This is a genomic window from Kiloniella laminariae (assembly GCF_027214005.1).
Lineage (GTDB): Bacteria > Pseudomonadota > Alphaproteobacteria > Kiloniellales > Kiloniellaceae > Kiloniella > Kiloniella laminariae_A.
In genome coordinates, this window is sequence record NZ_JAPWGY010000002.1 from 253,522 (window position 1) to 265,561 (window position 12,040).

The 12,040-nt window shown below is 51.8% G+C and carries 9 protein-coding genes; 2 read left to right on the top strand and 7 right to left on the bottom strand.

What is annotated here, in order from left to right; genetic code table 11:
- Position 1: 1 nt before the first annotated feature.
- Positions 2-4,357, top strand: coding sequence for a translocation/assembly module TamB domain-containing protein (locus O4H49_RS05875; protein WP_269422509.1), 4,356 nt, complete (start codon positions 2-4; stop codon positions 4,355-4,357).
- A 131-nt stretch (positions 4,358-4,488) separates the two neighbouring features.
- On the opposite strand, the gene O4H49_RS05880 is transcribed toward O4H49_RS05875, so the two are convergent.
- From O4H49_RS05880 to O4H49_RS05910, 7 genes are all read right to left on the bottom strand, one after another.
- Positions 4,489-6,456, bottom strand: coding sequence for a nitric oxide reductase activation protein NorD (locus tag O4H49_RS05880; RefSeq protein WP_269422510.1), 1,968 nt, complete (start codon positions 6,454-6,456; stop codon positions 4,489-4,491).
- 44 nt (positions 6,457-6,500) lie between these two features.
- Entirely contained in the window at positions 6,501-7,325 is an 825-nt protein-coding gene (locus O4H49_RS05885; RefSeq protein ID WP_269422511.1) for a CbbQ/NirQ/NorQ/GpvN family protein, read from the bottom strand.
- A gap of 114 nt (positions 7,326-7,439) precedes the next feature.
- Entirely contained in the window at positions 7,440-8,789 is a 1,350-nt protein-coding gene (locus O4H49_RS05890) for a cbb3-type cytochrome c oxidase subunit I (RefSeq protein ID WP_269422512.1), read from the bottom strand.
- Between the two features lie 18 nt (positions 8,790-8,807).
- Complete coding sequence (locus O4H49_RS05895) at positions 8,808-9,263, bottom strand: c-type cytochrome (RefSeq protein ID WP_269422513.1); 456 nt, start codon at positions 9,261-9,263, stop codon at positions 8,808-8,810.
- Positions 9,264-9,477: 214 nt separating this feature from the next.
- A complete protein-coding gene (locus tag O4H49_RS05900) occupies positions 9,478-9,834 on the bottom strand; it encodes a hypothetical protein (RefSeq protein ID WP_269422514.1) in 357 nt (118 codons plus the stop codon).
- A gap of 121 nt (positions 9,835-9,955) precedes the next feature.
- Positions 9,956-10,519, bottom strand: a complete 564-nt coding sequence (locus O4H49_RS05905) for an EndoU domain-containing protein (protein ID WP_269422515.1) — start codon at positions 10,517-10,519, stop codon at positions 9,956-9,958.
- A gap of 128 nt (positions 10,520-10,647) precedes the next feature.
- Complete coding sequence (locus O4H49_RS05910) at positions 10,648-11,280, bottom strand: hypothetical protein (protein ID WP_269422516.1); 633 nt, start codon at positions 11,278-11,280, stop codon at positions 10,648-10,650.
- Between the two features lie 155 nt (positions 11,281-11,435).
- Between O4H49_RS05910 and O4H49_RS05915 the strand changes: the two genes are divergently transcribed.
- Complete coding sequence (locus tag O4H49_RS05915; RefSeq protein ID WP_269422517.1) at positions 11,436-11,903, top strand: hypothetical protein; 468 nt, start codon at positions 11,436-11,438, stop codon at positions 11,901-11,903.
- Positions 11,904-12,040 lie beyond the last annotated feature (137 nt).

A 12,040-nucleotide genomic window follows, 5' to 3' on the forward strand; every position in this document is an offset into this window, starting at 1 on the left:
AATGAGGCTGTCCAGAGGCCGATTGACTGCCGCCGTAATCATCACCCCCTTCCTGCTTGTTTTGACAGCCTGTGTTGGACTCTACTTCTATCTGCAAACGGATCATGGCCGGGCAACACTTACATCTTTCCTTGAAGACAGTGTTACAGATGCTGAAGGTCTTCGATTGGAAATCGGCAGGCTGGAAGGAAACCTCTTCTCTGATTTCACACTGGCCTCGCTCATCCTGCATGACAAAGCGGGCCCCTGGCTGGAGCTGCAGGATCTGGAGGTAAGCTGGTCTTCCTGGCAACTGTTACAGGCTAGAGTACAGATCGACAGCCTGTTGCTGAAGTCACTTGATCTTGCCCGCGCACCAGATCTGCCAGACTCTCCATCAGAGACCAACAGCACCGATATCTTCCCTCTCCCGGTTGAAATCAGTCTTGGCAAAGTCGAATTGGCAAGCTTGTACCTTGGTGAACCTTTGCTTGGACAGGAAGCACGTTTGTCCCTGTCGATGAATCTGCGCAGCCAGCTTGAGGATGCCATTCACAGCGAATTGCGCATTGTCCAGCTGGACACTGGCAACGCAAGCGTCGACGCAAAAATCGATTTTATCCCTGCAACACAAAACCTGGCGATTGATGTACAGCTGGCAGAACCCCAGGGCGGTTTGCTTGCGCGGAGTCTTGAACTGCCAGATTATCCGGCAATAACCCTCTCCCTCAAGGGGGCAGGCCCGCTAGACAATTGGCGGGGAGAGTTTCTCGCCTCTGCAGAAAATCTGTTACAGGCCGATGCCCTGCTCAAGAGCGGTGGAAAAGAGATCATTACCTTTGACCTGCAAGGTGGTTTCACGCCTTCAGAAAACTTTATCAACTCATTGCCCTTGCTCAAAAATGAGCGGACAACTCTGGAAAGTCAGCTCAGCTGGAACCAGAAGACCAGTCTGATTTCTTTAAAAGAAATACAGCTCTTCAACTCGCTCCTGAAAACCTCCGGTGAAGGCACAGTCAACCTTGATGAAGAAGCACTGGATCTCGCGCTTTCACTGGAACTGCTCGACATTGAGTCAGTTCGTCCTTTGATCTCTCCCCTCTCTTTTGATCGGGCAACAGTCGATCTGTCCGCAGATGGCAGCTTTTCAGCACTTTCTTTGACTGCGGCTTTGCAGCTGGGGACGGTCAATCTGGCTGATACAGCAGCAATAGAAGAAATCTTTGCGACCATCAGCTCCCGGCTTTCTTTTGAAAATCTCGAGCATATTCCCCTGAATGGAACAGTTGCCCTCAGCGAAATCACCGGATTACAGGATCAGGTAACCTCGGTAATTGGCCAGGAACTCCTTCTTGATATGAACCTCGACTATGCTCTGACGACCGGTGTCATCAAGTTTGAAGAGCTCAACGCCATCGGGAAACATGTAACCCTTCAGGCATCCGGTGAAGCCGACACCCAAAACTTGACCGCCAAAGCAACTGTTTCAAGTCAACTGGACAGTCTTGAAGCTGTCTCAAATTTTGGTGGGCAACTGCAAGCCAACCTGCAACTGGAAAGCACTGATCTTGAGAGCGGCCTGACTGGACAAGTTGCTCTCGACCTGAACCAGTTCGACCTCAGAATGCCAGAGCTACAATATCTGGCTGGCGAAAATCCCTCTCTCACAAGTGGATTATCTCTCGGCCAAGACAGCCTTCAACTCAATAACATCCTGCTGTCCCTGCCAGTTGGTTCACTTGAAGGCAGCCTTACTCTACCAATGGACTTTCAAACCGTCGCCGGCAATTTCAAGACCGTTATCAACGACCTGACGAAACTGAACCGGGCCGCGGGTACAGAAATGGCCGGAAAAGCCACGCTGACAACACAGCTGGCTGGTGATCTCTCCAACCCCTCGACTGAAGGTCGCCTTGTCATTGAACAACTGGGCTTGAATGGCACGACAATCGGGACCCTCGACAGCACCTTCGACATCGCCACTCTCGGTACAACCCCGACAGGAGCCCTCAAGGCCCGGCTCACCCGTCCGCAAACAGCTGTTGATCTGACCTCTGACATCTCACTTCCTGAATACGGCAGTCTTGAGCTGACAAAACTGTTGATGCGTTCAGGCGATAACCAGTTTTCAGGAGAACTGTCCATTCCCTTTGAGGGCCAGCCGTTAAAAGGCCAGATCATCGGAACGCTTCCCCAACTCTCCGCTTTCAGCAGCTTTCTGGGGAGCCCGCTTTCCGGAACAGCAAGTCTGAAAATCGCTCTTGAATCTGAACAGGGGCAACAGCAGGCATCGCTTGATCTGGATGCAGAACAGCTTTCTTTGACCGAAGAAAATGTTGAAATTCAAAACCTGAAAGTCAAAGCCCGGTCCCTGGGAGCCCTGACTGATTCACAGGTGTCACTTGACATCAACTCGAAAGGCCTCACCTTTGATACGATGGCTTTGAGCCAGCTCGACCTGAATGCCAACGGCAAACCATCAGATCTTGACTACACTTTTGACCTCAAAGGCGCAACAGACCCACGACTTCGGCTTGAAGGGAGCGGGGATCTAAAACTTGGACAGAAAGCAACAGTCTTCCATCTGGCAAGACTGAATGGCGAATTTGCCGATAGAAAAATATTACTGCGATCGCCTCTGATACTTGAACAAAGCAGCTCTTCAACAACACTGCAGGCCTTTGAACTCGCCTTGGGAGAAGGAAGCCTTACCGCCTCAGCCCTTCTCGTCGACCAAAGTGCCACGGCCCAGCTTTCCCTCAGATCCCTGCCTCTCAACATGGTTGAGATTATTGTACCTGACCTGCACCCAAGCGGGACACTGGAGGGGGAGGCAAATCTGCACATCAGCCAAGGGAACAGCACGGGAAAACTTGATCTGCGCGCATCAGGAATGAGCCTCGGTAAAGATAAAAACCAGGATCTGCCAGAGTTCACAGGTACCTTTGCGGCAAAGCTGCACAATCACCGTGTTGATTTTTCAGCCGACATCAACAGTGATCAGGCAACGACGCTAACCGCAAGCGGATACCTGCCCGCAGTTATTTCCCTTAGCCCCTTCAGCCTTACAATTCCCGAGCAACAACCCGTCTCGGCAAAGCTTGCCACCAACAGCGACATCAATAGCCTCTGGCAGTTTATGGCTTCTGATACCCAGATCCTCACCGGAACATTACAGGCAAATGCTGAGCTTTCCGGAACTCTCGCCAACTCCCGGCTCAACGGCCAGGCCAGCCTGAGTGACGGAGAATATGAAAACATTGAATTCGGTACCATCCTGAGACAGCTTGAATTTAACGCCGATATTCAGGATAGCACACGCCTGCTGTTAAAAGCCCGGGCTCAGGACCCCAAGGGCGGTACGCTGTCTTCAGAAGGCACTGTTGACCTCCAGGACATGACAGACCCTGTTGTCGCGCTGACCATCCAGCTTGATAACCTTGCCGCGCTGGACCACGACCAGATCACTTTGCAAACAGACGGCAACATCAATATCACCGGACAGACAACAGGCCTCAACGTTACGGGAGACATCACCACACGCGAGGTAACCATCAACATAGACAAAGCTCTGGCCCCCGGCGTTGTCGAACTGGATGTCATCGAGGTCAATCGTCCCGGCGCCTCCCCCGATATCCAGAAGGATAAACCAAAAGCCGGGAGCACTGTTGCCATGGACCTTCTGATATCCCTGCCCAGGCGTGTTTTCATCCGTGGCCGCGGCCTTGATTCTGAATGGGAAGGCCAGTTCAAAGTTAAAGGCACGGCCGATGCCCCCCGGGTAGAAGGATATCTGAGTCCGGTACGCGGTCAGTTCTCTTTTGCTGGAAAAAATTTCAAACTGCAGCAGGGGAAAATTTCTCTGGTCGGGAGTTCTGTGATCAACCCGGAGCTTTCCCTTTCCGCCATTTATGAAGCCAGTAACGTCACCGCCATCGTCAAGATCGAAGGCACGGCTTCCGATCCCAAAATCACCATTACCTCACCTGACGACTTGCCTCAGGATGAGGTCCTGTCGCAAGTACTCTTTGGCAAGGCCGCCGGGAAGCTCACCGCCGTTGAGGCCCTGCAACTGGCGACGGCTGTTGCCTCTCTCTCTGGCAAGATCGACACCGGGGGCGGTATTCTTGATTTCGCCCGTGACTCACTGGGCGTGGACGTCCTGACTGCCGGAACAAACGAAACCACAGGCGCTCCGGAAGTCAGCGTCGGCAAATATATCAATGATGACATCTACATCGGCGTGGATCAGGGTGCAGGAGCTGGTAGCACCCGTGCCAAGGTCCAGATAGAATTGACCCCGAACGTCACCGTCGAAAGCGAAACCGGCCAAAGCGCCGAAAGCAAGGTCGGCGTCTACTGGAAATGGGACTATTAAATCCGCCATCGCCTTGGCTCTCGATAAAAAACACCAAGACTGATCAGCCTTGAAGTGTTGATCGCCAAGAGGCCAAAGTACCTTTGTGTCGAAAATAGATCCGGAAAACCAAGTAGAACAAGACCTGAACGTTAACTGCTTTCTTTAACCAGTTGACGATAGATTTTAGGCAAGGCCTGAGACAAGCGGGCGACATTCCCGACGATATGATAGGCTCCGCGCCCAAAAACAATCGGGAAATAGTCCTTGGCCTCCTGATCAATGGTCACACCAAAGACCGTAATGCCCTTGCGACGGCATTCCTGTACCGCCTTGCGTGCATCCTCGATGCCATACCGCCCCTCGTAATGATCCACGTCGTTCGGTTTCCCATCCGTGAGGATCAGTAAAAGTTTCTGCCGGTTGGGGCGCTTTTCCAGCTCCTCGGCCATCACCCTGATCGCCGCCCCGATCCGGGTATAGTACCCCGGTTTCAAAGCCGATATCCGGCGCATCACCTGATCATTTAAGGCTTCATCAAACCCTTTGACCCGGTCAATCCGCACATAGTGCCGCTTGCGGGAAGTAAAGGTGTGGATCGACAGGTCATCTCCGGCAGCATCAAGTCCATTGGCAAGAATGGCCAGGGATTCCTTTTCCACATCAATCACCCGCCGCTCATCCAGCCAGCTGTCAGTGGAGAGCGACACATCCATCAGGATCGAAACCGCTATGTCGCGATCAATCTTGCGACTGTTGATATAAAACCGATCAGAGCAACTTCCACTGGCCTGAAGGTCCCCCCGGGCACGAACCAGAGCTTCCAGATCCAGCTCGTTCCCTTCCGCCTGGCCCCGCAGTTGCAGCCGGTTGTTCCGAAAAGCCTCGAACTGCCGGCGGACCAGCCGAATACGCCTGGCCGTCAGGGTATCAATTTTCCAATCCCCGCCGTCCTCATCGGCTTCACGCATGGTTACCGCACAATAATCTGGCAAATAGGCCTGTTTACGGTAATGCCATTCCTTCACGGCACGTTTGGTTTCCACCCGGCTTTCATCCAGTTCATTCGCAGGCAGGTCCAGATCAATCTTGATTTTGGTCGCGGCCTTCTCTTCGTGATCCGTCAGGGTAATCCGGTCCAGATCATCTGCAGTCTCCAAGGCGGAATCTTCGTCATCCTCCTTGATATTGCGGTTGACGTTGATGATATCTGTAACGGCCATAAGCTTGTCATAGACATTGACAAAAAAACCGTCGTTCCTCTTGGTCTGATCCAGCTCTTTGCGTTCCGCCCGTCGCTTGCGTCTGTCTTCTGCTTTTTTGCTTTTGCCCCCGTCTCCTGCTTCACTGCCTGCCGCCTCCGTGGTGAAGGCCCCCTCAATCATCTCTCCCCACAGGGGAACGGGTAAAAAGGGCTTGTAGCTGGCCGATGCAATAAAGTTGCTCTTTCCAGTGTCGTTAAAAGCTGGCGTCTCAGGAGACAATACAAACGCCAGATACTCTTCTGCCAGCACGGGGAGATCACATCGCTCCCCCAAAAGATAGCGAATGACAGCTTCAACAGCCTGCTCCTGGGCTGGCAGCTGGTTCCGTAGCGGGCGAAGCCGTAACAGGAATGCCGAAAGATCCAGATAAACCGGAACCAGACCTTTGAGGTGCTCCAGAAGTTCTCGTGAGGTGATCCAGGACTGGCGTATAAAACAGAGATCATGTCGCAACAGATCTCTCTCCCGGATTGGCTCCGCGGGAGCCTTCACCGTAAAAAACGCCGCCAGCCAGAAATAGAGATCCCGGTTGGTTTTTACATCGGGAAAGAAAGCGATCATTTCCGGCAACATCAACGTCCTGCCATCCAGCGTCGCCCGCTGCATTTTTTCGACATCCATGCCAAGTTTCTGGCGAAAGGACAAACGATGCCCGGATTTCTCCTGCCCGGCTGCCGCAATCTCTACCGCATTTTCGCCCCCCAGCGCCCGAAAGAAAACACTCAGCGCGCCACGCACCTCTTCCAGCTCGACAACCTGCTCCGGAAAGTTTTCATAACTCTCCGCCCCGGCGATAAACTTGTGCCACTGACGCCCGACAAACTCCTCAACCTCGATGAGCTCCATAATACTCATGATGGGCCTCCTGACTTCTTCTCTAACTTATGGCAGGCAGAACTTCAGCCAAAGCTGACCCGAACCACTTCTTCCAGTCCCTGCTTCACATCAAGATCATCGGTCAAAGGCTCGATCATCGCGTGACGAATGGCTTCATCAAACCCCATGCCAGCCTGGATCAATGTGGCGCAGTAAACCAGCAAGCGGGTGGAGACCCCTTCCTCCAGATCCTGCCCCTTCATCTCGCGCAGTTTACCTGCCAGACGCACCAGCCCCATGGTCCGGTCCAAATCCAGCCCGCTTTCTGTCGCAACAATCCGGGCTTCAGTTGCCGCATCAGGGAAATCAAATTCGGCGGCAACAAAGCGCTGGCGCGTGCTGGGTTTGAGGCTTTTCATCATGTTCTGGTAACCCGGGTTATAGGAAACCACCAGCATGAAGTTATCCGGAGCCTGCAACAACTCACCTGTTCGTTCCAGCGGCAAAACCCGGCGATCATCCGTCAGGGGATGCAACACGACAGTCACATCCTTACGCGCTTCGACCACCTCATCAAGATAGCAGATCCCCCCTTCTCGGACTGCTTTGGTCAGAGGACCGTCAACCCAGACAGTATCTCCGCCCTTGAGCAGATAACGTCCGGTCAAATCTGAGGCACTGAGATCATCATGACAGGAAACGGTATGCAGTGGCACACCAAGTCTGTGCGCCATATGGGCTACAAAACGGGTCTTGCCGCAACCTGTTGGTCCCTTGAGCAACAACGGCAGCTTGTTCTTGAATGCCTGTTCAAACAACAGGCATTCATTGGCTGTCGGTTCATAATAAGGTGCGTTGTCTGGGGTATCCCCTAAACGTGTAACATTTTCAGAAATGGATTGGGCCATAACACTCACGCGCTATTCAATTATAAAAGGAAAAATTCTCAAAGCCCCGGCTGATTGACCCGGGAATAACCGGGGCTCTGGCTCAGAGCCCCGGCATAGAACATCAGACCAGGCCTATTCGGCGGCCCGAGTATGGGCAGAAGGACTGACCCGACGGGCATCACGTCCTGGTACAAACAGGGAGTAGACAATCATGAAAGCCCCGATAACCACCACAAGACCTGATCCCAGACGCAGGATGTAGAAGAAACCAAGCTGATCCTGAACATCCATATAGGACTCACCAATAAACCGCTGCACATGTGCCTGAATGGTTCCGGCAAAGGTCAATGTAAAGGTCATGAAAGCAACACCGGATGATGTCACCCAGAAGCCCCACATATTGAGCATCTGACGATAGGGTTCCCGACCCAGCAGTTTAGGCATCGCATAGGTCATGATCGCAATATTGACCATGACATAGGCACCATAGAAAGCCAGGTGACCATGCGCCGCTGTGATCTGCGTACCGTGAGAGTAGTAGTTCACATTGGACAGCGTATGCAGGAAGCCCCAGACACCAGCGCCAAAGAACGCAAAGACGGAACATCCCAGACACCAGAGCAAGGCTGCCTTGTTCGGGTGATTACGACCACCTTTCCAGACCATGTAGAAGGTAAAGAGAACCATGGCAAAGAAAGGAGCTACCTCAAGAGTAGAGAAGACAGAACCGATCCACTGCCAGTATCCCGGCGTACCGATCCAGTAGTAATGGTGTCCTGTGCCAAGAAGGCCGGTAAAGAGCGCCAGACTGACGATCAGATACAGCCATTTTTCCACGACTTCACGGTCCACTCCGGTCAGTTTGATCATCAGGAAGGCAAGGATGGAAGCCATCACCAGTTCCCAGACACCTTCAACCCACAGATGGACAACAAACCACCAGAACATCTTGTCCAGAACCAGGTTGACCGGATTGTAAAAGGCAAAGAGGAACAGCAACGCCACCCCCCACAACCCGACGATCAGGACCATGGATACCGCGGTTTTACGGCCTTTGAGTACGGTCATGGTCAGGTTGAACAGGAACATCAGGGCGACGACAACAATCGCGACCTTGATCCAGGTTGGCTGCTCGAGGAATTCCCGGCCACCATGTATGCCCATCAGATAACCGACAATTGCCGCCGCACCGCCAAACAGAAACAACCAGAACTGGATCTTGGCAATCAACGGAGAATAGATCTCGGTCTCGGCTTCTTCTGCAATAAGGTAATAGGCTGCTCCCATAAATCCCATTAACAGCCAGACAATCAGGCTGTTGGTATGGATCATGCGAATGACACTAAAGGGAATGGTTTCTGACAAAAGATTTGGCCAGACATACACTGCCCCGGCCAGAGCCCCGAAAGAGACCTGAGACAGGAACAGCACCAGCGCACCGACAAAATAGTATAATGCGACTTTTTGTGATTGATATTTCATGGAACCTCTCCTTCCGGCCTAGCCTTCGTCATTCGGCGGCCAGTTCTGGGTATTGACCCCACTGGTCCACTTGAAAAATTCGACAAGACCATCCAGTTCCTCTTCGCTGAGGTTGAACTGTGGCATCTGACGACGGCCCTCGACGCCACTCGGCTGTGATTTCATCCATTCCTTGATAAAATCAGCGGCCCCTTCGGCATCTTCACGACCACCACGGCGTACCCAGACATTGCCCAGTTCCGGTGCGAAATACGCCCCTTCTCCAAACAACGTGTGACAGTTAATACAGGAATTGCGTTCCCAAACTTCCTTGCCCAAGGCAACTTTCTCGTTAAGTTCCGAGGCGTTTGACGTTTCACTGTCCGTCGCATAGTTCACCGAATTGATGACCAGTGCGATGAAGATCACGGCAAAGAAGATCGTTCCTCCATAGAAGATATTTCGGGCGGCGCTGATTGATAAGCGCTCATTCATAATGGATCTCCCCCATTGCTAGACGGATGCGAGGAGATTTGCACAACGCAGGAAAACCCCTCCATCCCCAACAGGGATACGCCCTTTGAAGAGTCCCGGGTTTGACGTCGGTCAAGTCAGGGACAAATTTCCGAGAGGACAGATCGGGTATTCTCCCCATCGTCCCACATAATCAGTCCCGCTTTGTTCTCTGAGACCTTTTTTCAGAACAACACTACTTCCCGTCAGATTTCAGGGAAGTGATCCAGCCCTCAAGCAGGGCTATAAAAATGCTGTGAGGCAGAAGAATATTATCCGGATATTGCTCATGAAGTGGCTCAATCACCACTCCGGAGGCCTGAATACGGATAAGGCTGGCGTTGGCTGTTCCCTCCCAGAAATGTGTTTTATCCGCCAGAGCCTTTTTGCTTTGATCACACAAGAATTCCGCCCATTTCAGGTCGAACTGGACATCCTCCTCCAGAAACCTCTGAATGCGGTTGTTTTCCTGTTGGCTATAGTCAGACAAGATCATGGCCCGGTCATCCTTGCCAAACAGGGACCAGAACTTCCTGGTAATCCACTGGAACATTGTTTCTCTTTCTTTTCGCCAGAATACTTTATCAGGTAGAAGCCACCCAGAAATCTGAATATCTATAACAGAATAAGGAAGGCAGGCACCCCCACCCTCCTCTTCTGTCATACTTTCGTGCTTACTGCACAATCGGGAAGGCTGTGTTGATATAGCCATTCAGCCAATAGATCTGGATCGGGAATTCCTCCCCTTGATCAGTCAGACAGGTCCCGCCGGAAAGACGGTTCTGGTTATTGGAAGCATAGGCGATCGCCGTAAGTACATCATTATAACTGCAATGATCAGGATACATCGTCGAAATCGCCTTGACTGCCGTTACCCCGTTATCTGTAATCTCAAAATCACGCAGGTTATAAAGCCCGCTTGGCACTTCAATGCCATTCACGAGAACCCGGTGCTGAGCAACATCCGCATCGTCGGTGTTGACTGTTACAGGATTCAACCCGCCAGGCCGGGAGTGAAAACCTTTGGCCCTATTATTACGCACCTCGCCACAGAATATGTGTTTCCGGTTGATCTCAACCACTTGCTGAGGATTGGTATTCGGTACATTGACAGCCACTCTCTCGGGTTGGTTCTCGTCACAAGCAACCTGCGCCGAGGCTGTAGCAGGAATGGTCATCAACGCACCTGCGACAAGGACAAGAGAGCAAAAAGCCGAATAGATATTTCTGGTCATCATAAAACTGTTCCCTTCTTGGCACGTGTCGGCCGGCAAGCCCGGGGCAGGCAGGGGGATACACCGCCGCAGCGTCCTGCCGACCAACACGTAAGGATGATTAAAGATAGCAGCAAACTTTTTCTGTTTGTCTATTGATGGAAAGAACCGCTTTTCCCGTCATAGGTCATGGCGATTTCATTGGTTCCACCGCCGAACTTGGCAACGGATTTGAGCCCTGTGATGTCGGTAATGATGGTCGAGCTCTCGAAATGCCCCTCAAGCCAGATATAGACATGGGTAAAGGGAGTGATCTGGATGGACTGTGTCGCGAGGACAGAACTGGCCGACAGGGGTTTCCGGTCCTGAATTTCCTGGTTAACCTGAGCGGACTGTGACAAACCAAAAGTCAGCGCAGGATACTTTTCATAGGACATGTTGTTCACGGCTGCGAAAGTATCCGTCGCCACATCCGGGCTTTTCACCGGGGTTCCAAAAGTCGCGTTGTTACTGAAGGGATAGATTGAACCGTTCATCGCAGGTCCGGGTTGAACCTCTGACAACTTGGTGATTTTTTCACCGGACTTACCCACCGCAGCAGTACTGGCATAGAGCCAGTATTCCTCTGACCATTGAATGGTATTGCTTTCAAAAGGATCAAAGGCCAGCCAGATCACATCAACCTTTGAATTACCAACTGGTTTAGCCAGGGCAATTTTCTGCTGGGCACCATTGATAACTTCCAGATCTGTCGGGGCAACATTAAGGGTCAGTGTATAATCCATATCAGTCTCCTAAGTCTTCAAAACACAGAGCACCATTGCTCGCTTAAGGACATACTGAAAATTAATACACACCCATAACGGGAATCATTCCACTTATGCTTTAGTAAGAGATGCATTAAGACGTCTAAATCGGCAACAGGGACAAGGATACCGATATGAAACGTCAAATATTCAAGGGTATACCGATTTATGACGACCAAGCATTCAAAACACTGGAAGATCTTTTTAATGAAAACAGGGGGCAAATTCTCGCGGCTCTCCCCTGGCTTGTCTCAGAACTGATTGAACAGGTCAGTTTCAAGATCACACTGGAATTCATTTATGAAAATGGCGGACGAAAGCTCTATATCCGGAATGACTGGAAAGATCTTGCTGACAAGTTTGGTTTTCCAGTGACCGAACAGCTCTATAACCAGATCATGCATCTTTCTGACAGCAGCGGGTATCTGGAAATTCCCTCCCCCTGGGGAGTTTCCGAACGGATCAGACGTGCACTGGTTGTATCGTCATACAACAAGGGCATGTCGCGCGAGGAAATCAGGGAGACCTTTGGCGTTTCCAGCAGATCCCTGACCGACCTGTTTCGCAGGAAATCCCGTCAACGGGAAAGATTATCCCTTTAAATCTATCTGCAGGAAAAACACTGCCTTCCCCATAATAAAGATAAAGGCGGGGAACCCGGGAGGCTCCCCGCCTTACCCGTCCGATCACGAGACCAGGGATTGTGATCGCAACAGGATGGGATAACCGATGCAGTATT

Excerpts from the sequence above, each read along its gene's own strand:
- O4H49_RS05910 (WP_269422516.1), bottom strand. The coding sequence starts at position 11,280 with ATGGATTATACACTGACCCTTAATGTTGCCCCGACAGATCTGGAAGTT.
- O4H49_RS05885 (WP_269422511.1), bottom strand. The coding sequence starts at position 7,325 with ATGGCCCAATCCATTTCTGAAAATGTTACACGTTTAGGGGATACCCCA.
- O4H49_RS05900 (WP_269422514.1), bottom strand. The coding sequence starts at position 9,834 with ATGTTCCAGTGGATTACCAGGAAGTTCTGGTCCCTGTTTGGCAAGGAT.
- O4H49_RS05875 (WP_269422509.1), top strand. The coding sequence starts at position 2 with ATGAGGCTGTCCAGAGGCCGATTGACTGCCGCCGTAATCATCACCCCC.
- O4H49_RS05895 (WP_269422513.1), bottom strand. The coding sequence starts at position 9,263 with ATGAATGAGCGCTTATCAATCAGCGCCGCCCGAAATATCTTCTATGGA.
- O4H49_RS05905 (WP_269422515.1), bottom strand. The coding sequence starts at position 10,519 with ATGATGACCAGAAATATCTATTCGGCTTTTTGCTCTCTTGTCCTTGTC.
- O4H49_RS05880 (WP_269422510.1), bottom strand. The coding sequence starts at position 6,456 with ATGAGTATTATGGAGCTCATCGAGGTTGAGGAGTTTGTCGGGCGTCAG.
- O4H49_RS05890 (WP_269422512.1), bottom strand. The coding sequence starts at position 8,789 with ATGAAATATCAATCACAAAAAGTCGCATTATACTATTTTGTCGGTGCG.
- O4H49_RS05915 (WP_269422517.1), top strand. The coding sequence starts at position 11,436 with ATGAAACGTCAAATATTCAAGGGTATACCGATTTATGACGACCAAGCA.